Source organism: Thermoactinomyces vulgaris (assembly GCF_005886755.1).
GTDB lineage: Bacteria > Bacillota > Bacilli > Thermoactinomycetales > Thermoactinomycetaceae > Thermoactinomyces > Thermoactinomyces vulgaris.
Window position 1 is genome coordinate 816,251 of record NZ_CP039710.1, and the last position, 24,690, is coordinate 840,940.

The following is a 24,690-nucleotide window of genomic DNA, read 5'->3' on the forward strand; positions in this document are numbered from 1 at the left end:
CGGTCGATGGAGGGGTTTGCTTTGACCATACCAACACAGACCGATTTGAGTTACAAGGCTCTGCAATTACTCAGAGAAGATGCAGATAAAATCGCTCAACTTATTTCCGTACAGCTTGACAATCTCACCTTGCCAAAATGTCCTTTATATGAGGAAGTTCTAGATACACAAATGTTTGGTTTATCAAGGGAAATTGATTTTGCCGTCCGGGCAGGATTAATCGAAAAAGAGCAAGGGCAACAAATCATTCATGATCTGGAACGGAAATTAGCTGATTTTTATTCGAAAGTTTTGCCTAAGTCTAATGATAATATGTCATAGATGAATAGACTCCTTTGAAAAAGAGGAGTCTTTTTTCTTTTTGGATTCAGGCGACAAAAAAGACCGCGCCCAAGATGAAATAGACAATCAGCAGCAAAACCCCTTCATACCAGTTGGTCGCCCCGTCCCGGGAAATGGATGCGGTGATCAATGCAGAGACGGCAATGGCCGCAATTTCATGATGGGTGAAGAGGATGTCCATGGGATTTTGAAACAACCGGCTCACAAAGATTAAGACGGGGGCCACAAAGAGACTGATTTGCAGGCTGCTTCCGATGGCAATTTCCACGGCCGCCCCCATCCGGTTTTTCATGGCCAGAAAGATGGCTGCGCTGTGTTCGGCTGCATTTCCGATGATCGCAATCAGAAAAGCGCCGACAAATAATTGGGACCATCCGAGGGTGTGAGCGACGGCTTCGACGCTGTGCACAAGCCATTCACTTTGAATTGCCACAAAAACCGTGGAAATGAAAAGAAGGAGGAGGGAAATTTTCCCGGACCAAACCGGTTCCTCTTTTTCTTCCCGGTCCGGCAGACCATCCACGGCGTCCCCCAATTCATCTTTGTGCGTGACAAGAGAGAAATAAAGCCACAAAAAATAGCCGGCAATCAGGAGAAAAGCAATGACCATGCTGATAATCCCGACCTCCCGCTCCCCGAGAGATTGGATAAAGGCGGCCGGGATAAACAGGGCGATCACGGAAAGCATCATCAGGGATGCATTATGGCCGGCAAGTTCGGAATTAAAGCGCTGGGTTTTATGTTTCATCCCTCCGAAAAGGACACTCAGTCCCAGCACCAACAGCAAGTTTCCGATCACCGAACCGGTGATGCTTGCTTTGACCATGTCGAAGTATCCTTCTTTCACCAGAAAAATAGCGATGATCAATTCAGCCGCATTGCCGAAGGTGGCATTTAACAGTCCCCCCAACCGTTCCCCGGCATAATGGGCCACATTTTCCGTTGCTTTTCCCAACAACGCAGCCCACAGCAAAAGAGAGAAGGAAGCTGCAACAAATTGGATGAATTGGTTGCCCCAAAAGTAATGAGCCCCTGCGCTGAGCAAGGTGGAAAGAATCAATAAAGGATAAAACCATTTGTTATTCAATCCTGCGCACCCCTCATTCCATAAGATGTGAGTTTATGTTGAACAAAAAACGATTTTGTCATACGGAAACGCAAAAAAATGTCAAATCCTATCAAAGTATCTGTAAGACGATTTCGAAAGTTTATAGCAGGAAATCTCTGTAAAAAATCGAAATAATTGAACATACTCCATTTTATGAAGGGAGGGACGTTCGATGACTCCCGTGTCCAAGGACATAGCGATATTTATTGATCTGGAAAATGTGTATTACGGACTCAAAAAGTATCATATGGACCCGGATCACCCGGATGAGACTCATAATTTATTTTTGCGTCTGCAAGAACATTACGGACGGGATGCCATCCGCCTCATGGAAGCATATGCGGATTTTGAGCAATTGGATTTGTCCATGATGAGCCTGCAAAAAAAACGGGTTCACATCCATCAGGTGTACGGGAACGGGCGAAACGGCCGGGAACGGAAAAATGCGGCGGACATTCAGTTGTGTTTGGATGCCATGGAAGTGTTATATGAAATTCCCGAAATCAACACGTTTGTAATCGTCAGTGCGGATCAGGACATGATCCCGCTTTTGGACCGCTTGTGGTCGAGAGGAAAGCAGGTTGAACTTTTTTGCCTTTGTGATGAAAGTTTATCCCGAACCGCTCAGTTGCATGAGTTTTGTGACCAAACCCACAATCTCTTTGAATTTTTGAATATTAACGAATTTCAGAATCTGACGCGGCTGGATCGCCTGATTCATAATGCGGTGGTGCAAATTTATGAATGGTATCATGATCCCAACAATATTGGAAAGAGTTATGGAAGCACGTGGATCAAAAATGATTTTATGCGTAAATTCCACTTGGACGAAATGGAAGCGAACCAATTGTTTACGAAGCTTTTAAAAGGGAAATTTATTGTTCCTGTAGAAATTGAGATGGAAGATAAAACATATTATGGTTATAAGGTGAATCTCAACCATTCTCAGGTGCAAACCATGGTGAAAATCGCCGGGTATAAGGTAAGTTGACCGGATTTCCGCCGGACGGTTGTGCTAAACTATAACCGGGGGCCATTCTGACGACAAGGGGGGATGATGCGTGGCTGAAGAAACCAATCAAGGGTCGATCCGGATTGCCGACGACGTGGTTGCCGTGATTGCTGGACTGGCGGCAGGCAAAACCCATGGAATTGCCAGCATGTCAGGCGGGATGGCTGAAGGGTTCGCCAAACGGGTGAGCGGGAAGAACATCACCAAAGGCGTGCAAGTCGAAGTGGGCAATTTGGAAGCGGCCATTGATTTAAGAGTCATCGTGGACTATGGCCAACCCATTCACAAAGTATGCCGGGAACTCCAACAAAATGTGAAAGAAGCCGTGGAAACGATGACGGGCTTACATGTGGTTGAAGTCAATGTCAAAGTGGACGGCGTCCATATAAAGGAAACGGCTGTCCAAGCCGGTAACGGGGAGTTGCGTTGAAAAAGAGGGTGAAGCCAAAGCACCCTCTTCTTTTGTCCAAATCTTTATTTTTTCTCTTCCAGCAAAGCTTTTTCCAAATCATTCAGCAGTTGTTGGACTTCTTCTTTTAATTCTTCCGGGACTTCGGCAGTGTCATCCAGGCCGTGCGGGAAGAAGTGACGGGAAAATACGGGAGTGCCCAGCTCCAGCAATGCTTTCGGGTGTTCCAAACGTTTATCGTTCACGACATCTCCGCTCAGACGCAGGTAGTAACTCACGCCATTGGCTGACAATTTGTAATCGTACGTGACCCGTTCATAATCCCAGGACCAGCGGACAAATCCCAATTTTTTCATTAATTTTTCCATTTCGCCGAATTCTTTTTTGATCCCTTTGGTTTTACTGTCATAAAAAATCATTCATGTGCGCCTCCTTTGTATTGGCACCGTATTCAATCCTTTTTTATCATAGTACGAACGCTTTGACAAAGCAACCGGACAAAGGGGCATAAAGGAGGAGCGAAAAAGGGAAGAGAGGAGTGCCGAGAGGACAGATGAAAGAACGATTGGACCGTCTTTTTCCCCTCATGAAAAAGTGGCGCCGGCATTTTCATCAATATCCTGAACGTTCTTTTCAAGAGCGGGAAACATCCGAAAAGGTGGCTGGCTATCTGAAAAGTTTAAATCTGGAGGTCAAAACGGGAGTCGGCGGGTACGGCGTGACCGGTTTCCTCAAAGGAAAAGGAGAAGGGCCCACGGTCGCATTGCGCGCGGATATGGATGCTTTGCCGATTCAGGATGAGAAAACGTGCGAATACCGCTCGACCGTTCCGGGAGTGATGCATGCTTGCGGGCATGACGGGCACATGGCCATGTTGATGGGAGCAGCCGCTTTGTTGTCAGAGTTGCGTGAAGAGTTGCGCGGAAATGTTTTGTTTCTTTTTCAACCGGCTGAAGAGTTGGTTCCCGGAGGAGCCAAAGCCATGATTGAAGCCGGGGTGTTGGAAGGAGTGGATGTGATTTACGGGGCCCATTTGTGGACGCCTCTTCCCCTCGGCACGGTCGGGTCCCGCCCGGGAGTGTTGATGGCGGCGGCGGATGCGTTCCGGATTGAGATCAAAGGGCGGGGCGGCCATGCCGGATTGCCGCATGAAGCCGTTGATGCGGTGCAAATTGCCGCTCACTTGGTGGTTCATTTGCAATCCATTATCAGCAGGCAAGTCAATCCCTTGGAACCGGCAGTGATTTCAGTGGGAATGATCCAGGCGGGGCAAACTTTCAATGTGATTGCGGAACATTGCCGGTTGGAGGGCACCGTGCGCACATTCAATGAAGAAGTCCGCCGGTTGATTGTGCGCCGGATGAAAGAAGTCACTGAGTCCACTTGCCGCATGTATGGGGCCGATTGCGAATTTTACTATGAGTGGGGGTATCCCGCCGTTTCCAACGAGTCCCGGCCCGCACGGGAATTAATGGACGAAGCGCGAAAGATTGACGGAGTTTCCTGCGTGAAGGAAATGGAACCTTTAATGGCTGGTGAAGATTTCAGTTATTACCTTAAGGAACGTCCCGGCGCCTTTTGCTTTATCGGGGCGGGAAATGATCAGGATTTTCGGTATCCGCACCATCATCCGATGTTTGATTTTGATGAAAGGGCCATGAAAATCGGGGCCGAATTATTGACCCGGACGGCCTTGAAGGAAATGGGGCTGGAATTGGAGGAAATAGGGAAAATTCCCGGGCAGTGTCAGGAATGAGTTGTCCCTCCCTGGCAAAGGATATAACCCAAGGGGGGATTCTGATGCATACTTTACGCGAAGTCATGTCGACCAACGTTGAAGCTGTGTCGCCGCAGGACAATGTGTATGAAGTGGCAAACAAAATGCGCGGTTCCAATGTCGGGATGATACCGGTTGTGGAAAACGGAGAGTTAAAAGGCGTGATTACAGACCGGGACCTTGTAACACGGGGAATTGCAGACAAGAAGCCGAATTCCAGTTCCGTCAGCGACATTATGTCCACCAATCTTGTTTATGGTACACCGGATATGACGGTGGATGAAGCCGCTGAATTGATGGCAAGAGCGCAAGTGAGACGTTTGCCTGTGGTGGAAAACAATCGTGTGGTCGGAGTTGTTTCGATCGGGGATCTGGCGGTTCAGCCGGAGTTCCAGGATGAGGCCAGCCAGGCTTTGAACGAAATCTCCGAAACGCACAATCCAAATGCATCCAATGACCTCCAGTGAGTTTGTGCCATGTTGCCGGTGAAACGCCGGCGGCATGGTTTTTTGCATGCTTTTTACATGGGAATCCGGGTGCATAAAGTGGGCGAAAAGGCCGCAATCTAAAAGAAGATACTGGTTGAAAAAGGAGCGAAGAAAACGTGAGCGAAAAGATTTCGTCAGCCAATGTGGATAAAAAATCCCAAAAAGCGTATCAAAAACTGGCAAAAAAACATCAACCGCGGCCCAATGTGCTGAAAAACTGTGTGAAAGCATTTGTGGTCGGAGGAGCCATTTGCATGCTGGGCCAAGGGCTGTCGCAAATGTATGTCAAGTGGTTTGGGTTTCCGCCGGAGAAAGCCGGAAATCCAACAGTGGCCACATTGGTTTTTATTTCCTGTTTGTTGACGGGGTTGGGAGTATATGACCGGATCGGTCAATGGGCAGGAGCGGGAACGGCCGTACCGGTGACCGGCTTTGCCAATTCCATTGCTTCAGCCGCCTTGGAGCACCGTTCCGAAGGGTTTGTGCTGGGAGTCGGCGGAAACATGTTCAAACTGGCCGGTTCGGTGATTGTCTTTGGAACCGTTGCGGCGTTTTTCATCGGCATCATTCACTACTTTTTCTTTCATTGGATCAAATGATCGGGGGAGATGGAATTGAAACAAAGTAAATTAATCGGACAGAGTACATGGAGCTTTTCCGAAGACCTGTGTGTGCTTTCCAGTGCAGCTACGGCAGGCCCCATGGAAGGCGAAGGGCTGTTGAAGGATCGTTATGACAAGGTGTATTCCGATTTATACATGGGAGAAGAGACATGGGAAAAAGCCGAGCGCAAAATGTTGGAAGACGCAGTGCAAATCGCCATTGAAAAAGCAAACCTGACCCCGGAGCAAATCAATTTCTATGTGGCAGGCGATTTGTTAAACCAAAACATTTCTGCTTCCTTTTCCGCCAAAACAAACCAAATTCCCCTGCTGGGAGTGTACGGCGCCTGTTCCACTTCCATGCTTTCGTTGTCATTGGCTGCTGCTTTGGTGGACGGGGGATATGCCGATTATGCCGTGGCCGGTGTCAGCAGCCATAACTGCACGGCCGAAAGGCAATACCGTTATCCGACGGAATACGGAGGCCAAAAACCGGATACGGCTCAATGGACGGTCACCGGCGCCGGAGCTTGTGTTGTCGGGAAAGGAAAGGGAACAATCGGGATTCGCTATGCGACCATTGGCAAGGTGACGGATTTGGGTGTGAAAAATCCGTTTGACATGGGATCAGCCATGGCCCCGGCCGCGGCCAAAACGATTCAAACCCATTTTAAAGACACAGGCCGGACGGCGGATGATTATGATTTGATCGTCACCGGGGATCTGGCCAGTGTGGGATTACCCATAGCCAGGGAACTGTTGGAGAATGACGGTTACAACATGGGAGCCAAATTCAAAGACTGCGGTTTGATGATTTATACCCAGGATCAGCAAACCTTTGCCGGGGGAAGCGGGTGTGCCAGCAGTGCGGTGGTGACTTACGGTCATTTATTGAAGGCGATGGAAGAAGGAGTGTATGACCGGATCCTGGTGGTGGCGACCGGAGCCTTGCTCAGTCCGGTTTCTTATCAGCAAGGCGAAGCGATTCCTTGCATTGCCCATGCCGTTTCATTTGAAAGGCGAAATGAGAAGGGAGGGTCTTGATGCATAATGAACCACCAGCCGCCGTTTCTTATTTGGCCATCGGGGATTCGTTGACGGAAGGAATCGGGGCAAACAGTCCCCAACAACATTTCGTGGCCCAGCTTTTCCGTTATTTAAGGCATTCCGATCACTGCCACTTCCGTAATTGGGGGATTTCGGGAATGACTTCCACCGAGTTGTTGCAGCTGGTGCAACATTCGGCTTTCCAACGACTCCTCCCGCGTTTGACCCACTTGACTGTGACCACGGGGGGATGCGATTTTATCGAGCTGTTTGAAAAAGGAAAGCTGACCGTCGGGGAAATCCTGAAATCTTCCCGCATGGTGCAAAGAAATGTCCGGCAAATCCTTTCATTGATCCGGCGGCAAAATCCTCGGTTGACCGTTTATCTGTTGGGATTTTACATTCCGTTGCCGGCATATGAGATGGGGATCGAGCAGGCGCAGCTCTTTGTCCAGATGTTGAACCGGGCGTATTCGGGTTTGTGCAAGCGGTTCCGAGTGAATATGGTGGATCCGTATCCATCGTTTTTAAACCGCAAAGAGTATTTTGCCGATGAAGTGCATCCCAACCAAACGGGTTATGATGAGTTGGCCCGGTTATTCATCCAGTCGGCCAAGCAAAGTCCTCTTCAGAATCCTGGGGAAATGAGCAAAACCATCTCTTAAAAAGGGGTGGTTTTTTATTTATCATAATGATATCATTTAGATAACAAATCAATTTCGAGGTGAAGGTATGAATCAATCACGGGAAGTTGTTACCTGGAAAGTGAATGGATTTTTGATGCTTTTGGTTCACTTGGTATTACTGGTTGCCGGAGCAGTGTTGGTTTTGGCAGGCCATTTGCTTGGTGTCATTTTGTTGATTCTGTTTTTCGTCACTTTGCCGGGGTACACCCTCATTCAGCCGAACGAAGCGCGTGTCTTGCTGTTTTTTGGGAAATATGTGGGCAGTGTCCGGGAAGACGGGTTTTTCTGGCTCAATCCGTTTGCTGCCAAAAAAAAGATCTCTTTACGCGTCCGGAATTTCCAAAGCGATAAGTTAAAAGTGAATGATGCCGACGGAAATCCGATTTTGATCGGAGCGGTGATTGTCTGGCGGGTCGTCGATTCAGCCAAAGCATTGTTGGATGTGGAAGATTTCGATTCTTTTGTTGCGGTGCAAAGTGAAACGGCCATCCGGGCCATTGCCAGCCGTTATCCGTATGACCGCCAAGACGATGCGGAAATCTCTCTGCGTACGGCCACCGACGATGTGACAGAGAATTTGCGGGAGGAATTGGGGAAACGTTTGGCGATTGCCGGGGTGGAAGTATTGGAAGCGCGGATCAGCCATTTGGCATATGCCCCGGAAATCGCCCAGTCCATGTTGCGCCGCCAGCAAGCGCAGGCAGTCATTGCTGCACGCAAGCAAATTGTTGAAGGGGCCATGAGTATGGTTGAAATGACGCTGTCCCATTTGGAAAAACAGGGTGTGGTTCAACTGGATGAAGAAAGAAAAGCGGCCATGGCCAATAATCTGATGGTGGCGCTGGTTTCGGAGAGTGAATCCCAGCCTGTGATCAATACAGGCACCCTGTACTCATGAGCAAAGAAAAAAAGCGTTTCCTTCTCCGGCTCGACCATGCACTTTATTCGGCTTTGGAAAAATGGGCAGCGGATGAGTTTCGCAGTGTGAATGCACAGATCGAGTTTATTTTAAAACAAGCCGCGAAAAAAGCAGGCCGGTTTCCTCCGGAACCAAAGACCGGGAAGAAGGAAAATAAACTATAACGCTATGAATCTCGTCTATACCAAATCACCCCTCGATTCATAACTAGAATCAAAGGGGTGATTTTTTATGAGTGCCAACTATCACTTGTTGCTACGCTCTCCTGCCCATTTGAAAAAAATCAAAGCCGCGGGAGGAAACATCCTGTTTGTTGGAAAATACACGCCGGCGGTGATTGTGTCATTCAAACATCCCGACCAGGCCCGGAAAATTGCCAATAGTCCGGAATTGATCGGCATTGCCAAAGATCAGTTGTTAACCCTCCCGTATTATAAGGTCAACAAGGTGATCAAAGCATCGGCCGTGCCTTATCCCGAACACAAGATGATGAATCAACAGGTGTTGACGTGGAATATCGCCCGCGTGATCGGAAAACGCCGTTTAAACAGCGGATCGGGCGTCCGGGTCGGTGTCATTGACACGGGGATTGATTTTCATCATCCCGATCTGGCTTCCAATGTGAAAGGAGGAGTCAACATTCTGTCTCCTTCTCTGCCGCCGATGGATGAAAACGGTCACGGAACACACATTGCCGGCATCATCGGTGCATTGAACAATCATTACGGTGTGGTGGGAGTGGCTCCGAAGGTTTCGCTTTATGCCATCAAAGTACTCAATGCATCGGGAAAAGGGACGATTTCCAATTTGATTCGCGGTGTGGAATGGGCGATTGCCAACCGCATGCATATTTTAAACATCAGTATCAGCGGGGGAAAGTTGACCACGCCTCTGTTGGATTATGTTCTTCAAGCGGCGGTCAAACGCGGGATTCTGGTGGTGGCTGCAGCCGGAAACACCGGAACGCCGGCGGGGACGGGCGACACCGTTTCGGTTCCGGCGCGGTTGGCCCCGGTGATTTCGGTGGCGGCATTGAACCGGAATAACGGGCGCGAACCTTACTCCGCGACGGGAAAGGTGGATTTGGCCGCACCGGGATCGCAAATATTGAGTACCTACTCGTTACGCCGGTTTGCGATCTTAAGCGGGACATCCATGGCCGCCGCCCATGTCAGCGGGGTTTTGGCCATTTACCGGGCGGCTTATCCGCGGATGGATGCGAACGAGCTCAAAAAAATGGTTTTTCAGCGAGCCATTGATTTGCCGCCGGCAGGTCCGGATCCCTGGACCGGAAGAGGATTGGTCCGCGCATTGTGAGATCACATGAGGTATTGCAGAAAAAGGGTGGCGAACCCGAAGTAAATCATCAGGGAAAAGACATCGTTTAAGGTGGTGATCAAAGGGCCGGAAGCGGTTGTCGGGTCTATGCCGAATTTCTCCAAAATCAGGGGGACGAAGGTGCCGACCATGGTTCCCAAGATCAGGGTGAAGAAAAGGGAAAGCCCGACGACCAACCCCAGCTGAAAACTTTTCCAAATTCCGATCGCCAAGGTGATAAAAACACTGCATATCAAGCCGATGATCACACCGGCAATCCCTTCCTGACGGATGAATTTCCGGAAGTGATCCGGGGCGGGTTGATCCTTGGACAGGGCCCGGATGGTCAAAGCCAGCGATTGCGTCGCTGCATTTCCGGTCATCCCGGCGACCATCGGCATAAAGAGCGTCAAAACGGGAAGGACTTCAATGGTGCTTTCAAACAAGCCGATTAGATTGGCGGTGAGGATGCCGATTCCGAGTAAGATGATCAGCCAGGGAATCCGCTTGCGGGCGGAATCAAAGGGATCTACAAAGTCCGTCGGTTGGACGGCTGACAGTTGTTCCAAATCTTCCCGGGCTTCTTCGATCAGGACGTCGATAATATCATCCACGGTGACAATGCCCACCAGTTTTTTGTTTTGATCCACCACGGGCAGGGCCAGAAAATCATATCGGCTCAGGATCCGCGCCACTTCTTCCTGATCCATGTCAACTGGAACTGAAATGACCCGTTCATTCATGATCCGGTCGATTTTTTCGTGGGGTTCACGGATCAAAAGGTCCCGCAAGGAAAGAACGCCGATCAGCCGGTGGCGGACATCGGTCACATACAAATAATAAATCGTTTCGGCAGCAGGGGCGATTTCCCGCAAAAAACGCAATGTTTCTTCCACTGTATAGTGGGAGAAGATTTGGACGTATGCATTGGTCATCAATCCTCCGGCCGTGTCTTCCGGATAATGCAGCAATGCCCGAACCTGATCGGCTTCCACTGTTTTCATCTCTTTTAAAAGCAAAGTGGATTGGGACAATTCCAGTTCGCTGAGCAGATCGGCGGCATCGTCGTTGGGCATGTGGTCGAGTACTTGCGCAGCTTTTTTTTGACCCAATGCGGCAAGGACTTCCTTTTGTTCCTGAAGGTCCAATTCTTCCATGAGAAGGGCGATTTCTTCCGGCTGCAACAGGGTGAGCAGGCGCCTTTGATAAATATTGCTCAATTGGAAAAACAGGCGGGCCAGATCATACGAATGCAATTTTTGGATCATGGCCCGAAAACCCGTTTGATCCAGGTTTTGCAAGTAAGTCAACAGTTGCTTTAAATCTTTTTGTCCGATTGGTTGATGATCCATGATGGATTTCCCCTTGTCATAAGCCAAGCTTGTGTTTACATAAATTGAAACTGACGTGACAAAAAAGGAGGAAGTTCAATATGTACCCTATGTTTTACCCTCCGTTCAGACATGGTTATGGCAGTCCCTATTACCCGTTCCCGGTTTATCCCCCGGGCACCGGTTGCGGCTGCGGAGGAGGCCGTTACGGCGGATATATGCCGGGTTACTCATACCCCTCCAACCCTCCGTATGGAGGAGCTTATGGTCCGCCTCCTCAATCCGGGATGTCATATCCTATGTTTCCACCAGATGACCAAGGATATCAGTGGCAATGGCAAAGGCCGCGCCGGAACAACCCCCGGGCCTGGGAATCGCCCGAATCCCCGGAATCCCCTTGGTTCCGGGCTTATCAGAATCAGGAAAAAAACGAGAAGGAAGAAAAGTGACCCGACCGGGTTTTCCCTTTGTTTTATGCAAAGGGAATTTTTTTTGGAAAAAACAAGATCATTGAAAACCAAACGATACGGACACACTACGGACAGAAGGAGGGAATGGAAATCATGAGAATGCCGGATGTGATTCGCGAACCGGAAATTGCTCAGCCCCGACAACCGGAAATCATGACGCCCCGGGATCCGGAACCCGAAAGAAGAGAAGAACCGCACGCTCCCGACCGGAGTCCGGAACGGGTCAAAGAACCGAAACAATAAGAAAAAACGGAGCTTGTCAAAATGATTTGACAGGCTCCGTTTGATTTAAAGCCAATGAACTTCGGCGTGTTCCACATGATTTTTGGGTTCTGTGACAATAATAACGGCAGGATAAGTGATCACCTGCGCTTGGAAAGAATCCTTGGACGGTTCGTGTTTTTGCGCATGAACCACCAGTTTGTTGCCCTTTTGCTCCACTTTTTTCACGTCAATTTTATAGCCCGCCGTCGGCTTTTCTCCCAAACCTAAAATGACATATTTTTTGGAGTCGGCTGAAAGCAGACGGATGGATTCCCCGGGGGATTGCAGCGATTCTTGAGCTTGGTTTTGAAGTTGAGACGGCACCTGTTCCAAAGAGACGACTTGAAAAGGGATTTCTTCCATGACCGTTCCTCCCGTGTCAGATTCTTGACCGAAGGTTGAGCAACCGGCCAGCAAACAAAAAATAAAAACGGAGACAATGGATTTGAAAGTGTGCATTGGTTTTTCACCCCACAATTGCTTTTATGGGATAGACGTTTTTTTATGACCGGGAGTTTCAACATTCTTTCAACCGGTCACCAATTCGGGGACAGGAGGTGAAAAGGGTTGGCTTTCAAACCATTGATCGTCAGGGACAATGGGATCATTCTCGCAGAAAAACGGGCTCCGGGAATTCAGGATGTGATTCAAAAACTGGATCAGTTTGCCCGGTGTGTCAAAGAAACGGATGTTTTGTACACGTACCGTTGGGATGAATGCTCCCTGTGGCAAGCCGCCGCCGACGGATCCGATCCGGACAGCCTCGTGATGTGGCTTCGACAACATGCCAAATTTCCGCTTTCTTCCGGACTGGTGCAAAAAATAAAAACGGAAATGAAACGTTTTGGTTTGATCCGGTTTGAGAAAGACAGCAAAGAGACGTTTCTTTTGATGTGCCCGGAAGAAAAGATCATTCGACGCATCAAACAATTGTCGGAGATTATGAAATGTATTCTTCAAAAGAACAAAAATACCCTTGTGATTCCGATGGAATATCGGGGATTGCTGAAAAAGAAATGTGTTGATTGGGGTTATCCGCCTTTGGATGCCATCGGCTCTTCCGAAGGAGCACAGCTTTCCCTGCGCTTGAAAACCCACCCTTCTTTTCCCGGATTGCGTCAATACCAACAACAAGCGGTGGATGCTTTTTGCCATCCGGAGCAAAGCTGGCGGACAAGCGGGGTGATCCTGTTGCCGTGCGGCTCGGGAAAAACCGTGGTGGGCCTTGGCATTATGGAAAAGATTCAAAAAGAGACGCTGATTCTGACCCCGAATGTCACCTCCTGCCGACAATGGATCCGCGAATTGAAAGAGAAAACCGACTTGCCGGAAGAATGGATCGGAGAGTATACATCTTTAACGAAAAACATCGCCCCGGTCACGGTCACCACGTACCAAATGTTGACCAAAAGAGACGGAAAAACGGGTGCATTTTTGCATATGCACCTTTTTTCGAAAAGAGATTGGGGACTGATCATTTATGATGAAGTGCATTTGTTGCCGGCACCGGTTTTTCGGGTCACCGCCGGCTTGCAAGCCAAAAGGAGGCTCGGGTTGACAGCGGCATTGATCCGGGAAGACGGTCGGGAAAAGGATGTATTTTCGCTCATCGGGCCGGTGATTTATGCTTCCCGGTGGAAAGAGATGGAGGAAGGGGGATGGATCTCGGAAGCGGTTTGCCATGAGGTGCGTGTTCCGCTTTCCGACTCACTGAAAGAGGTTTACCAAACCGCCGAAAAACGCCACCGGTACCGGCTGGCCGCGGAAAATCCGCTGAAACAGGAGGTTTTGCAAGAGATCTTAAAAAAACATCAGGGCGAGCAAATTTTGGTGATCGGCCAGTATGTGGATCAACTGAAAGCTTTGGCGGAGCGTTTTGACGCCCCGCTCATCACCGGTTCCACCCCGCAACCGGAACGGGAAGAGTGGTACAGGAAGTTTCGGAAAAAGGAAATCTCTGTTTTATTTGTTTCCAAGGTGGCGAATATGGCGATCGACCTGCCGGATGCGAAAGTGGCCGTTCAAGTGTCCGGAACGTTTGGTTCCCGCCAGGAAGAGGCCCAACGTTTGGGGCGGATTTTACGACCGAAAGCAAACGGACAAAAAGCTTATTTTTATCAGCTGGTCACCCAGGACACCGTGGATCAGGAATATGCATGGCAACGCCAAACCTTTTTGCGGGAAAAAGGGTATCACTATTTCGTCGTAAAGTGGGGGGGAACATAATGATGCGGGTGAGAGAGCTCCGGTATTGTTTGACTTCCTTATCCGACGCGGAACGAAAACAGATTGCAAACGCGCTGGATCTTCAAGAAGAGTCATTGGCTGCGATGGAACAGAAACTGACCGATCCCGCTTATTATCAGGATTGCCTGCAAAAGATGGACCGAAAAACGTACCGGTGGTTTTGGTCGGTCTTTTTGAAGAAGGGAAAAATAAAAAAACAAGCCCTGCATCAGGAAAAAAACCTGCCACTTTCCAAAGTGGAATATCAGCATCTGCTGGATGCGGCTTGCGGGCGGGGATGGATTTATTGCCTGCGGAACCGGCATATGGAGCGGATGTATTATGTGCCTTGGGAGATCCGGGTGGCCTGGGCCCGGTCCATTTCTGTCGCTCAGTCTCTTCGCCCATTGGATGAAGAACGCGTCATTCCTGTCCAATCCAATCCTTTGAAAGCAAGCCAGGCCTTTTTTCACTTTTTGACATCGTTAAGCCATGAACCTTGGCTGTTGAATCGGACCGGCCATCTCTCCAAAAAAGATCTGAAAAAAATGGATGTCGAGTTGGATTTGGACGACGTTCATGCATCCTGGCCCGGCTGGTCCGGTTTTCTGCTGGAAACCGCCCGTTTGCTCGGATTGGTCACAGAGACCAAAAAACATGTTGCCGTTCATCAAACAAGGTGGAAAAGCTGGCTTTCCACCCCTTGGCCAAAAAGTGTCGGCCAATTGTATGATGCCGTTCGCCATGTCCTTTTGAAAGATCACCCGGAGCTGGACGGATTCTGCTTGATTTTGGAACAATTGCCGGCCGGAACGTGGTGGGGATTGGAACAATTCTGGCGCCGTCTTAAAACGGAGGTGCCGCTGAAGATGCCGTTTCAATTCATCAAACGGTTGCAAGAGGGGTTTATCACCCCGATGGCTTGCATGGGCTGGTTGGAGTCGGGCAGGACGGAAAAAGGAGAAACTTGTTTCCGATGGATGTCTTATCCCCCCAGGGAGTGGGTGGATCCAGGCGAAATGCCGGTCTATGTCGATCCAGCACCGGAAGTTTATGTCCCGTTTCATTTTCCGTGGGAAAAGCGTCATGAACTTTCCTTGTGGGCGGATTTTATGGGCGGGGATTACATGCTTGTGTACGAGATCAACGAAAGGTCATTGGTCAGAGGGCTCCAATACGGACGGACGGTGGACAAGATTCTGGAAAAACTGGAAGCATGGGCGGGGGAAGTTCCGTCTTCTGTTACGGAAAGGCTCCTTGATCTCAAAAAAAGAATCGGTGCCGTCACCCTGTCAACATGGACGTGCCTGAAAATCGAAAACGATGACGGGGCAAAAGATTGGCCGGTGCGGTTGGAAGAGGCCGGCTGGGAAGTCAAAAAACTGAACGGGTCCGAGTATTTTATCAAAGAAACACCAGGGAAAGTCAGGGCCTGGCTGAAACAGCAGAACCGGGAAGCCATCATGGAAAAAAAGGAATGGTCTGGTAAAGCCGAAAACCTGGAAACCGATTTTGAGGGCATCCGGGATTGCCGGGTCGAAGTTCCGAAACCGGAGCCTGTTCCTTTGCCCAAGGCTTGGTTTTCCGGGCTCAGACCATATGGAATCAACATGGCCAGGGAAATGGTCCGGCAAAGCATTTCTCACGGATTGCCGCTTTTCATGGAGCATCAGGGGCGAAAAATGGAAGTGTACCCGGAACATTTGCGTTATGAAAATGGCAAATGGATGATGGAGGCGCTGGTTGGAACCGAGCGAAAAAACATTCATTTGGGTGAAGTGGAAGCTTTCCAGATGTTGCCCTCTCCTTCTGTATCGCGGGAAAATCCATTACAATAAAAAGGAGGAGGGGTGTTCATGGAAACACTGGACATGGCGACCATACTGCTTGAAGCATATCATTTGGCGGATAAAATCAACGAATCGCCGGAAGTCGAAGAGTACCTGCGGACCAAACGACGGCTGAGTGAAGATCAGGAAGCGCAAAAATTGATCCGGGAATTCCACAAAGTGAAGGATCAGTTTGAAGAAGCCCAGCGGTTTGGCATCTTTCATCCCAATTATCACGAGGCCAAGGAAAAGGCGGTGAAGTGGCAGGAGAAATTACGGAAACACCCGGCCATCCATTCGTATTTGTTGGCCGAGGAACAACTGGACCGGCTGTTGCATGAAGTCTCCAGGACCATCGCCCATGCCGTGTCCGAATCCGTGAAGGTGCCGGGCAATGATCCGGTTTTCCCGATCGGGGCCAAAGGTCGCGGCGGATGTGCAAGCCACTCTTCCTCTTGATTTTATCCCTTGTTGAAATAGAACGAGCCGGCAGAGAAAGCGCCTTTGGGTTTTTCTCTGCCTTGTTTATATTTGGTGTATTTCGCGCATTGAATAATTGTTAACAGAGTGTTAACATGATATTAGGCTGTTTTTTTATCCAAACAATGGCGCCCTCCGGACACGTTCCGAAGAAAAGGAGTTACCAAGCATGAATATTGCGGAAAGATTAGGTTTGGCTGTTTGGGTCAATGATCTGAAGTCAGCCCGTTCGTTGGGTCGCATGGGAAACATTCATTACATTTCCAAACGATTAAAGTACGTTTACCTTTACATTGATGAAAAATCTGCGGATCAGGTCATCCACCGCATTGAGCAATTACCGTTTGTAAAACGCGTTGAAAGATCGCAAAGAAGGAACATTTGCCTTGACTTTCATAAATCATGATGTCCATACTTTCATTTCTGTCACATCCAGTGACAGTTTTTTTGTTGTCTGTTATTTCGTATTTCGAAATTTACCATGTCGGAAGGAGTAAGAGAAGATGCCGGTCTGGAAGCGAAACATGTATATTTTGATGGTGTCGCAGTTTTTGGTTTTAGGATCGATGACCATGATCATGCCATTTCTTCCGCTTTATTTGAAAGAACTGGGCATGACGGATCCCAAGCAAGTCCAATTATGGGCTGGCTTGATTTTTGGGATCAACTTTTTGTCCCAGATTATTGTCCAGCCGATCTGGGGGAATCTGGCTGACCGGTACGGCAGAAAAATGATGATCTTGCGTTCCGGGTTTGGCATGTCGGTTGCCATCTTTCTCATGAGTCTGGCCACATCCCATTGGCAGCTTTTTTTCCTTCGCCTCTTAAACGGGATGGTTTCCGGGTTTATTCCGGCCTCGATTTCATTGATGGCGACCAACTCCCCGAAAGAAAAAAGCGGTTATGTGTTGGGGATGTTGCAAGCCGGGGCAACCGCAGGATCCATCATCGGTCCCTTTATGGGCGGGGTTTTGGCCGAGTTGGTCGGATACCGGAATAACTTCATTCTCACGTCTGCCATGTTGCTGACTGCGTCGTTGGTGGTTTTGTTTGCGGTCAAGGAAGAGAAAAAACCGGATCCTTCCGTCCAGCCGAAACAATCGGTTTTGAAGGACGGTCTTTTTGTGCTGAATCAGCGCACGTTGCTGCTTCTTTTCGGAGTCGGTTTGTTGTTGCAATTTGCCAATGTCGGCCCGACACCGCTGATGTCTTTGTTTGTGGATGAATTGGGAGCGCACGGGCACGTCGCCTTTTTTGCCGGATTGGTGACGGCGATGACAGGCGTTTCCAACATGCTGTCTTCCCCGATATTGGGCAGAACCGCCGACCGTTACGGGTCAGACCGTGTTCTTTTTATGGCTTTGATTGCTTCCGGACTGCTGTTTATCCCGCATATGGCGGTCACCAACATTTGGCAGCTGTTGATTCTCCGTTTCTTGTTGGGGCTTTGCGTCGGAGGATTGTTGCCTTCGCTGAACACATTGATCCGCCGTTTTTCGCCCCCGGGAAAAGAAAGCACCGCATACGGTTTTTACACCAGTGCCAACAGCATCGGCAATTTGCTCGGTCCCATCTGCTACGGCGCCATGTCAGGATGGTTTGGTATCCGTGGCGTTTTTCCGGTGACCGGCCTCATTTTGATCCTGAATGCTTTTTGGTTTAATGCGGTGATGCGCAAGAAAGTCCGGGATCCCCATTCCCGCAAGGCGGCCAAATCGGCCTGACAAAAAAACGAATTTGGAGGTTTTGGCTTGTTTCTTTCCGCCTCTCTTCCATACAATAGATAAAGCAATGATGATTTTTTGTGAGGAGAGATTCTGTTGAACTTTTTTCAGGATTTGAAGGAAAAACTGGAGAAAAGTGTGGAGACGGCCGGCCAAAAATCTCAAAAAATGTTGGAGATGAGTCGCTTAACACTTCGGATAAAAGGGAAAAAAGAAGATATCGAACACGAGGTCAGCAAACTGGGATGGCAAGTCTATCGCCACTGGGAGGAACATGGGAATCTCGAATTGACGGACAGCATTGTCCTTTCTTTGGAATCGATCCGGGATCAGCAAAAACGGCTCGAAGCGTTGACCAAAGAGCTGGAAGAGTTAAAGAAAAAGGAGATTGTTTCCCGCAAGGAAGCCGAACGGGTTCCTTTGGATTTGGCATCGGACGAGGCGGAGGGGGGGAAACCGGAAGCATTGGTGTCTTCCGTAATTTACATCTGCCCTTTTTGTGCCCGCCAAATCGCTCCCGATGACCAAAGCTGCCCCCATTGCCAAAAACGCTTCTATTGAGGAGAGGAGCATCCATGAAGCAAAAAAATAAAATCATCGCCATGCTTCAGGTGTTAAAAAAAGAAGCAATGACAAAAGAGGGAGAAAAAAAGATCATAGACCAGTTCAACCGCAAAGTGGAAAGTGTCGGCGGAATTCAGGCATTGATTCACAAGTTGAAGGTCATGTACCATTATTTCCGCGATCCCGGCGTCAGCATGAAGAAAAAAGGGTTGGTGGGAGCGGCCCTTCTTTATTTCATCCTGCCGACCGATGTGATCTTTGACTGGTTGCCGATGGTGGGATATATCGATGACATGGCGGCCGTCTTGTTTGTTTGGCGTTTTTTATCAAAGGAACTCGAACGGTTTGAACAGGGAAAAGAACTGAATTAGCCAACTGATTCCAAAAGTAGGAAATCGGCAGAGACATTTTTTGCCAAGAAGCTGATTTCTTACTTTTTTTATTCTTACAGTTTTGCTACAATAAATGGAGAATATTGTAGATCCGGTGGCATTGACAGACTTTCTTCGACAAAAAAAGGATCGGATTGGTTCGATAATTTTAATGGATAGAAAAGGATAAGTGGGGAGAAAAGTTGAAGCGGAGTACATATGAGGGCGAGAAAGGGGAATCGATGATGAACCACAGGTCTGTGGCGATTACAGTGACAAGCGGCAAAGGAGGCGTCGGCAAGTCGACGACCGTTGCTTCACTGGGATTGGGTTTGGCTCAGTTGGGTTATAAAGTTTGCCTGGTGGATACCGATATCGGATTGCGCAAGCTGGACTTGATGCTGGGTTTGGAAAACCGGATCGTCTATGATCTGGTCGATGTGATCGAAGGGGTAAGCAAATTGCGCCAGTCCCTGGTTCGCCATAAAGAGTACAATCAGCTCGCGTTGTTGCCCGCGGCGCAAACCAGGTACAAGGAAGAGGTTTCACCTGAACAGGTTCAAGCGCTTGTGAATGAGTTGCGGAACGAATTTGACTATATTTTGATCGACTCACCGGCAGGGATCGAAGGAGGATTCCGCAACGCGATCGCTTCCGCGGACCGGGCCATTCTTGTTGTCAATCCGGAGATTCCATCTGTCAGGGATTCGGACCGGGTCATTGGTTTGTTGGAGTCGGCGAACATCCGGCAAATCGACTTGATCGTGAACCGGGTGCAACCCGGAATGGTCAGAGACGGGGACATGTTGAGCGTGGAACGGGTACAAAGCCATCTCGCCATCAATCTTTTGGGCATTGTTCCGGAGGACAAACGCATCATCCGTTCTTCCAACACCGGGGAGCCGGTTATTTTGGATCACAAATCGTTGGCCGGGAAAGCGTTTGCCAACATTGCCCGCCGGTTGATCGGAGAAGAAGTGCCGTTTTTGGAATTGGAGTCTTCCACGATTATCACCAGGATCAAGAGGTTGTTTCATATCGCTTAATGAAATTTGAGGTGACAAGGATGGCTTTTTTGAACATGTTTAATCGGGATAAGGATGAACCAACGGCCATGACGGCAGATGATCGGTTGTCATTGGTGCTCAGCTATCAACGATCGGACATCAACGAACAAAAGCTCAAAGAGTTTCGCGCACGGCTGATCGAGTTATGCGATGATTTTGGTTACGATGTGGTCGGACAAGTGGTGGTGGTTCCGCAATCCAAAGAACGAACGACCATCATCAATGCAAGCATTCCGGTGAAATTGAAAGGCCAGGTATAAGTAAAAGCACGGACCGGTGCGGGTTCGTGCTTTTTCTTTTTACAAGAACTTGTGATTGATCAGGTGTTTTTCCAAAAACTCGATAATATGGCTGGGAAAAGCCTTGTCTTCCGTCAAGGTGAACATGGCCACCGAAACCCGGGTGGTCCCGTATGTACGCATGAGAGAGAGTAATTTGGATTTCGCTTCATTGTTGGGGCGCCCGTATTTTTTCTCAAAAGCTTTTAAGACCAGCTCTTCTTCTGGTGTCAGAGATGATGCATGATCCGTCCTGTCATCGGAAGGAGTGATTAAAGATTGTTGATATGTATGCATTTGATGAAAAGCAGATGTCAATTGTTGATTGGTTCCGGAAAGATCCTTGGATGGGACGGGAAAGGACTGGTTCACCTGTTGCAGTGACGGATGAAACGGCCAATCATGCAATTGCCGGCGGCGCCGGGGTCTTTGCACGGGAAGGTGTTTGAATTTTTCGGGATGTTTTCGCCTTAAGGTATAAATCCGTTGGTAGATGGCTCCCTGGGTACGGGAAAGTTTCTTTTCCAGTTCGCTGATCGCGGCAGAGAGGGACTTTCCTTCTTCCAAATATTCATTGACGGTTTCAATGACCAATTCTTCTTCTTCTTTTTCCCAGCTGTTCAGGCGGTTCCCGCCGTCCGGCGAATTTTCTAAAGAGTGAAAACGATCTGGATATTCCGACCTCAGCTTTCTTACGTGGGACATCACTCCGGAATATCCGCGTTTTAATTGTTCAGACAGTTCTTTTAGAATTTCCCGTTCTTTTTTACCTTCTTTTAAACCTTTATTCATTGTTTTTATAATCAACTCGTTTTCTTCTTCGGTATATTTCCCTTTTTTTGTTTCAAAAAACATTCGGTGCAAACTCCTTCCGAAGATAATTTTCCTTAAAATCTTTACTTATAAATATAACAGAAAAGCCGTAATCTTTTCCACTGCCCATTTTATAAGCAAGGGTAATTATTAATGTTTAACAAGGAACCGGGCTTGTTTTTTCGTTCACAGACCAGAAAATTTAAGGAAATCCATCTGAAATTATATAATAAAATCATTTTCTTGGCGACGGAGGTATGAAAACTGGGAATTTTGCCCATAACCCTTATTAAGAGAGAAAAAGAATAGGTTGATATGAACGATGAAAGGGGCGGAGTAATGACACTGTTGTCGATTCAAGAAATCAGTTCTCTTTTATTTTCACGTCATAGAATCAAAACCCAACGAGATTTAAGCGACCAGGAACTCCCCCATCGCCATTGGAATGAAACCGAACGTGCCGCATTGGTGATTTTTTGGGGGTTATTGATTTACCCGAAGCTGGATCCGGATTTAAGAGAAGAAAATGAGTCAGACGCGGTACATATCAAACGGTTTATCAATATATTTGAAAACTATTTGGGAAGTGCCGGACGGTGCCGTGAAGTGTTGGAAAAACTGAAGGAACATGATTATATCCGCTTTCGCGATGAAGAATGGGTGGTTCCCGGAACCGGATTGTTTTCCGCTGTCGATGCGGCCAAAATGTACCGGTATTTTCGTTCATCGGTTTTGTCCCGCAAGATCTTCCAACTTCTTTATCCGGATCAACATGTTTGAACAGACAATTCCAAAAAATGACCCCAGTAATTACTTTTCAAAGTAATAGCTGGGGTCATTCTTGTTTTAAAGATTCAAGAAACAAACGCAAGGTTTTTCGCTGATCGGGTGATAATTCCAAAGCAACACGAATAAGATGTTGAATGTCGTCGGGCAGATGGTGGATAAACGGTTGTTCTTGCCCGAGTTGATTAATGAGTTGCTCGATTAAATTGCGCGATTCGTTAATGTGCTTGTAGGTTTCGATCAACAGCTTCTCTGTTGGCTGGCTCATTGCAATCCATCCTACTCTTTGACGGAATGAAGGATCTCATCAATTTCTTTTTTGATATAGATCAATTCTTCATGGCTCAATTTATGCAGGTCACGAATCATCATCTCGAGCTTCATGGAGCGGAATTCTTCCAGAAAAGACGGCATATATTGTGGTTGCATGGACATACCCGTTTACTCCCTTCGGTTTATCAATCTGTGATGGGTCAGGTTTTCATTCTATCAAAAATTCGACGCAGGTCAACATCGGTTTTTGACCTTGTCCTCTGTTTTTTGTCAGCTTTTTGCCGGGATGTTTCCTTTTTTTCTTTCAATCAGACAAACCCTTTGGTAATTTAGACAAAATTTTGGGTTTAATATATTGAATAACGGGTAATAATTTGTTGACTCTCGTCAAACCAAATGAAAAGAATTGAGGTGCTTCGCATGATCGAACAGTTAAAAGCACTGGAAGAGCGTCTCTATTCCGTTCAACAAGAATACTTGCTGGCAAAAGAAAGACATGAATTTTTGGCACAATATGATCTTTACGAAGAGTGGAAACAATTGAAAAAACAACAGAGCGAACTGAAGTCACAGTTAGGGCTCAATTAAATGATAAATGGCAGAAAACAGCCGGCGAATCCAGCCGGCTGTTTTCCATATTTTTTAAGCATCCAATCAATTGACAAACAAAGGATTGCGTATTATGATGTCAAAAGATCATTCATGACATCGAAATCCAACACCCGATCTTCTTATCCAGAGAGGTGGAGGGACTGGCCCGATGAAACCTCGGCAACGGGCTCTTCGGAGTACTGTGCCAATTCCAGCAAGCGTTTTGAAGCTTGGAAGATAAGAAGAGGTTTTCAATAACATGGAGACAGAAGACCTCTTCGTATGCATCGAAGAGGTCTTTTCTTTTAATAAAGGGGAGAGACGATTGGAAAACAGAGAAAATCCATGGGCTTTATTGCCTTTTGCCGTGTTTTTGATCCTGTTTATTGGTGTGGGGGCTTATACCGGTGATTTCACCAAAATGCCGGCCATCATTGCCGTGATGATTGCATCGGTGTTGGCCTTGTGCATGCACCGCAAAGAGTCGTTGGCATCGAAATTGCAACACTATTTTCGTGGAGCCGGCCATCCGGATATCATCATGATGATCTTGATCTTTTTGTTGTCCGGTGCCTTTTCGGCAGTGGCCAAAGGCATGGGCGCCGTGGATTCCACGGTCAACATGGCCCTGAACCTTTTGCCGGCCAATTGGTTGATGGTCGGACTGTTCGTGATCGCCTGCTTCATTTCGTTGGCGATGGGAACATCGATGGGAACGATCGTGGCACTCGCGCCGATCGGGGTCGGAATCAGCCAACAGGCGGACATTGCACCGGCCTTGTCGATGGCGGTGGTGATCGGGGGAGCCATGTTCGGGGATAACTTGTCCTTTATCTCCGACACCACGATTGCAGCGGTCAGTACCCAAAAGATCCGGATGAAAGACAAATTTAAAGCCAACTTTTTGATTGTGTTGCCCGCCGCCATCTTGACCGCAGCGATTCTCTTCTTTTTCACGGGGGGCGGACAAGGCAGTGTGGCCGGCGGTCAAGACTTCTCCATTCTCCAGACATTGCCTTATATCGTCGTGTTGATTACGGCCTTGCTCGGGGTTCATGTATTGATCGTTTTGATCTTGGGCATTGTTTTTGCTGGAGCCATCGGACTGTTTGAGGGAAGCTACACATGGCTTTCCTTGGTGAAACATGCCGAAGAAGGGGTCACCGGCATGCAATCCTTGTCGATCCTGGTGCTGTTGATCGGCGGGATGGTGGAATTGATCCGGCATTACGGGGGCATTCAGTTTTTGTTAAACTTGTTGACGAGCAAAGTGCGGACGAAAACAGGGGCGCAGTTCGGCATTGCCGGTCTGGTGAGTTTGACCAACCTGTGCGTGGCCAACAACACCATCTCCATCATCATGACCGGACCGCTCGCCAAAGAGATTTCGGACCAATACGGAATTGACGGACGGAAATCGGCCAGCTTGTTGGACATCTTTTCCTGCAGTGTACAGGGACTGATCCCGTACGGGCCGCAAATGTTGCTTGCTGCAGGGATTGCTTCCATCTCGCCGGTCAGCATCCTGGCTTATTCCTATTATCCGGCTTTGATCGCCGTTTGCGCCGTATTGTCCATCCTGTTCCGCTTTCCGCGCTTAAAAGCCGTGCCGGTCAGCCATCAGGAAGCAAAAGCAAGTTGAAATCAGAGAATGAAACCAGGGGAAAACGCCCCTGGTTTTTTATTTTTTGCTCCATATTATATATGAAACTGACCAGCCGGCTGGCTGTCGGTTTGGGCAACCCGCATCCGACAGAAAATGGATTCACCTTTTATCACATATATCATCAATGTCCTTTAGGGTGATTACTACCGAAAGGGTGTTGATCCGATCGATTCTTATTCCTAATGAAAACCGGCGCATACAGGGTTTGCGGCTCGGGCTCGGGCCAAAACTTCCAATGGTTATGGCCGGT

Annotated in this window: 32 protein-coding genes and 1 riboswitch; of the genes, 25 read left to right on the forward strand and 7 right to left on the reverse strand. The window is 48.3% G+C overall.

What is annotated here, in order from left to right:
- Positions 1-21: 21 nt before the first annotated feature.
- Positions 22-321, forward strand: coding sequence for an Fpa/YlaN family protein (locus tag FA954_RS04230; protein ID WP_232335082.1), 300 nt, complete (start codon positions 22-24; stop codon positions 319-321).
- A gap of 46 nt (positions 322-367) precedes the next feature.
- Here FA954_RS04230 and cax read toward each other — a convergent pair whose 3' ends face one another.
- Positions 368-1,429 (reverse strand): calcium/proton exchanger, encoded by a 1,062-nt coding sequence (gene cax / locus FA954_RS04235; RefSeq protein WP_037995603.1) that lies wholly within the window; start codon positions 1,427-1,429, stop codon positions 368-370.
- 193 nt (positions 1,430-1,622) lie between these two features.
- Between cax and FA954_RS04240 the strand changes: the two genes are divergently transcribed.
- Positions 1,623-2,441 carry an NYN domain-containing protein gene (locus FA954_RS04240; protein WP_049720451.1) on the forward strand — a complete coding sequence of 273 codons (819 nt, stop codon included), beginning with the start codon at positions 1,623-1,625 and terminating at the stop codon, positions 2,439-2,441.
- Positions 2,442-2,511: 70 nt separating this feature from the next.
- Positions 2,512-2,892, forward strand: a complete 381-nt coding sequence (locus tag FA954_RS04245) for an Asp23/Gls24 family envelope stress response protein (protein ID WP_037995602.1) — start codon at positions 2,512-2,514, stop codon at positions 2,890-2,892.
- Positions 2,893-2,936: 44 nt separating this feature from the next.
- On the opposite strand, the gene FA954_RS04250 is transcribed toward FA954_RS04245, so the two are convergent.
- Positions 2,937-3,290 carry a YugN family protein gene (locus tag FA954_RS04250; protein WP_037995599.1) on the reverse strand — a complete coding sequence of 118 codons (354 nt, stop codon included), beginning with the start codon at positions 3,288-3,290 and terminating at the stop codon, positions 2,937-2,939.
- A gap of 134 nt (positions 3,291-3,424) precedes the next feature.
- Between FA954_RS04250 and FA954_RS04255 the strand changes: the two genes are divergently transcribed.
- The 8 genes from FA954_RS04255 (at position 3,425) to FA954_RS04290 (ending at position 9,707) form a co-directional block, all read left to right on the forward strand.
- Positions 3,425-4,627, forward strand: coding sequence for a M20 metallopeptidase family protein (locus tag FA954_RS04255; RefSeq protein WP_052186694.1), 1,203 nt, complete (start codon positions 3,425-3,427; stop codon positions 4,625-4,627).
- A 44-nt stretch (positions 4,628-4,671) separates the two neighbouring features.
- Positions 4,672-5,115: a CBS domain-containing protein gene (locus tag FA954_RS04260; protein WP_037995596.1), complete on the forward strand. Its 444-nt coding sequence runs from the start codon at positions 4,672-4,674 to the stop codon at positions 5,113-5,115.
- Between the two features lie 137 nt (positions 5,116-5,252).
- Positions 5,253-5,735, forward strand: coding sequence for a stage V sporulation protein AC (gene spoVAC / locus FA954_RS04265; protein WP_231564600.1), 483 nt, complete (start codon positions 5,253-5,255; stop codon positions 5,733-5,735).
- Between the two features lie 9 nt (positions 5,736-5,744).
- A complete protein-coding gene (spoVAD, locus tag FA954_RS04270; RefSeq protein WP_037995595.1) occupies positions 5,745-6,782 on the forward strand; it encodes a stage V sporulation protein AD in 1,038 nt (345 codons plus the stop codon).
- Positions 6,782-7,450: an SGNH/GDSL hydrolase family protein gene (locus tag FA954_RS04275; protein ID WP_037995593.1), complete on the forward strand. Its 669-nt coding sequence runs from the start codon at positions 6,782-6,784 to the stop codon at positions 7,448-7,450. Before spoVAD ends, FA954_RS04275 begins: the two co-directional genes overlap by 1 nt.
- A 67-nt stretch (positions 7,451-7,517) precedes the next feature.
- Positions 7,518-8,369, forward strand: a complete 852-nt coding sequence (locus FA954_RS04280; protein WP_037995592.1) for an SPFH domain-containing protein — start codon at positions 7,518-7,520, stop codon at positions 8,367-8,369.
- Entirely contained in the window at positions 8,366-8,554 is a 189-nt protein-coding gene (locus FA954_RS04285; RefSeq protein ID WP_037995590.1) for a type II toxin-antitoxin system antitoxin, read from the forward strand. Before FA954_RS04280 ends, FA954_RS04285 begins: the two co-directional genes overlap by 4 nt.
- Before the next feature lie 67 nt (positions 8,555-8,621).
- Complete coding sequence (locus FA954_RS04290) at positions 8,622-9,707, forward strand: S8 family peptidase (protein ID WP_049720448.1); 1,086 nt, start codon at positions 8,622-8,624, stop codon at positions 9,705-9,707.
- Between the two features lie 2 nt (positions 9,708-9,709).
- Here FA954_RS04290 and mgtE read toward each other — a convergent pair whose 3' ends face one another.
- Positions 9,710-11,059: a magnesium transporter gene (mgtE, locus tag FA954_RS04295; RefSeq protein ID WP_037995589.1), complete on the reverse strand. Its 1,350-nt coding sequence runs from the start codon at positions 11,057-11,059 to the stop codon at positions 9,710-9,712.
- A 278-nt stretch (positions 11,060-11,337) separates the two neighbouring features.
- Here mgtE and FA954_RS13615 point away from each other — a divergent pair, with 278 nt between their 5' ends.
- Positions 11,338-11,487, forward strand: a complete 150-nt coding sequence (locus tag FA954_RS13615) for a hypothetical protein (RefSeq protein ID WP_156473329.1) — start codon at positions 11,338-11,340, stop codon at positions 11,485-11,487.
- A gap of 105 nt (positions 11,488-11,592) precedes the next feature.
- A complete protein-coding gene (locus tag FA954_RS13620; RefSeq protein ID WP_170151234.1) occupies positions 11,593-11,751 on the forward strand; it encodes a hypothetical protein in 159 nt (52 codons plus the stop codon).
- A 45-nt stretch (positions 11,752-11,796) separates the two neighbouring features.
- Here the strand turns inward: FA954_RS13620 and FA954_RS04300 are convergent, their stop codons facing one another.
- Positions 11,797-12,135, reverse strand: a complete 339-nt coding sequence (locus FA954_RS04300) for a protease complex subunit PrcB family protein (RefSeq protein WP_170151235.1) — start codon at positions 12,133-12,135, stop codon at positions 11,797-11,799.
- Between the two features lie 204 nt (positions 12,136-12,339).
- On the opposite strand from FA954_RS04300, the gene FA954_RS04305 reads away from it, so the two are divergent.
- The 9 genes from FA954_RS04305 to FA954_RS04345 all read left to right on the forward strand — a co-directional run bounded on the left by FA954_RS04305 (position 12,340) and on the right by FA954_RS04345 (position 20,293).
- Complete coding sequence (locus tag FA954_RS04305) at positions 12,340-13,998, forward strand: DNA repair helicase XPB (RefSeq protein WP_037995584.1); 1,659 nt, start codon at positions 12,340-12,342, stop codon at positions 13,996-13,998.
- Positions 13,998-15,836: a helicase-associated domain-containing protein gene (locus FA954_RS04310; protein ID WP_037995581.1), complete on the forward strand. Its 1,839-nt coding sequence runs from the start codon at positions 13,998-14,000 to the stop codon at positions 15,834-15,836. Before FA954_RS04305 ends, FA954_RS04310 begins: the two co-directional genes overlap by 1 nt.
- A gap of 18 nt (positions 15,837-15,854) precedes the next feature.
- Positions 15,855-16,286, forward strand: a complete 432-nt coding sequence (locus FA954_RS04315) for a YlbF/YmcA family competence regulator (protein ID WP_037995580.1) — start codon at positions 15,855-15,857, stop codon at positions 16,284-16,286.
- Between the two features lie 190 nt (positions 16,287-16,476).
- Positions 16,477-16,713, forward strand: a complete 237-nt coding sequence (locus FA954_RS04320) for a YlbG family protein (RefSeq protein ID WP_037995578.1) — start codon at positions 16,477-16,479, stop codon at positions 16,711-16,713.
- A 97-nt stretch (positions 16,714-16,810) separates the two neighbouring features.
- A complete protein-coding gene (locus FA954_RS04325; RefSeq protein ID WP_037995576.1) occupies positions 16,811-18,031 on the forward strand; it encodes an MFS transporter in 1,221 nt (406 codons plus the stop codon).
- A gap of 96 nt (positions 18,032-18,127) precedes the next feature.
- Positions 18,128-18,592: a zinc ribbon domain-containing protein gene (locus tag FA954_RS04330; protein ID WP_037995575.1), complete on the forward strand. Its 465-nt coding sequence runs from the start codon at positions 18,128-18,130 to the stop codon at positions 18,590-18,592.
- A gap of 14 nt (positions 18,593-18,606) precedes the next feature.
- Positions 18,607-18,966, forward strand: coding sequence for a YkvA family protein (locus FA954_RS04335; RefSeq protein ID WP_049720443.1), 360 nt, complete (start codon positions 18,607-18,609; stop codon positions 18,964-18,966).
- Between the two features lie 245 nt (positions 18,967-19,211).
- A complete protein-coding gene (gene minD, locus FA954_RS04340) occupies positions 19,212-20,012 on the forward strand; it encodes a septum site-determining protein MinD (protein ID WP_037995574.1) in 801 nt (266 codons plus the stop codon).
- Between the two features lie 29 nt (positions 20,013-20,041).
- A complete protein-coding gene (locus FA954_RS04345; protein ID WP_131470915.1) occupies positions 20,042-20,293 on the forward strand; it encodes a cell division topological specificity factor MinE in 252 nt (83 codons plus the stop codon).
- A gap of 39 nt (positions 20,294-20,332) precedes the next feature.
- Here FA954_RS04345 and FA954_RS04350 read toward each other — a convergent pair whose 3' ends face one another.
- Positions 20,333-21,166, reverse strand: a complete 834-nt coding sequence (locus FA954_RS04350) for a hypothetical protein (protein WP_037995570.1) — start codon at positions 21,164-21,166, stop codon at positions 20,333-20,335.
- A gap of 297 nt (positions 21,167-21,463) precedes the next feature.
- Between FA954_RS04350 and FA954_RS04355 the strand changes: the two genes are divergently transcribed.
- Positions 21,464-21,904 (forward strand): hypothetical protein, encoded by a 441-nt coding sequence (locus FA954_RS04355; RefSeq protein WP_037995568.1) that lies wholly within the window; start codon positions 21,464-21,466, stop codon positions 21,902-21,904.
- Between the two features lie 55 nt (positions 21,905-21,959).
- Here the strand turns inward: FA954_RS04355 and FA954_RS04360 are convergent, their stop codons facing one another.
- Complete coding sequence (locus FA954_RS04360; RefSeq protein ID WP_037995567.1) at positions 21,960-22,178, reverse strand: hypothetical protein; 219 nt, start codon at positions 22,176-22,178, stop codon at positions 21,960-21,962.
- 11 nt (positions 22,179-22,189) lie between these two features.
- Positions 22,190-22,345 carry a hypothetical protein gene (locus FA954_RS13625; RefSeq protein ID WP_156097736.1) on the reverse strand — a complete coding sequence of 52 codons (156 nt, stop codon included), beginning with the start codon at positions 22,343-22,345 and terminating at the stop codon, positions 22,190-22,192.
- 258 nt (positions 22,346-22,603) lie between these two features.
- On the opposite strand from FA954_RS13625, the gene FA954_RS13630 reads away from it, so the two are divergent.
- Both FA954_RS13630 and FA954_RS04365 read left to right on the forward strand, forming a co-directional pair.
- Complete coding sequence (locus FA954_RS13630) at positions 22,604-22,771, forward strand: hypothetical protein (RefSeq protein ID WP_156097735.1); 168 nt, start codon at positions 22,604-22,606, stop codon at positions 22,769-22,771.
- 140 nt (positions 22,772-22,911) lie between these two features.
- Positions 22,912-23,018, forward strand: a riboswitch (SAM riboswitch).
- Between the two features lie 81 nt (positions 23,019-23,099).
- The gene (locus FA954_RS04365; protein WP_244932710.1) at positions 23,100-24,416 is read left to right on the forward strand and encodes a Na+/H+ antiporter NhaC family protein; all 1,317 of its coding nucleotides are present in this window, start codon (positions 23,100-23,102) and stop codon (positions 24,414-24,416) included.
- The last annotated feature ends 274 nt before the right edge of the window (positions 24,417-24,690 follow it).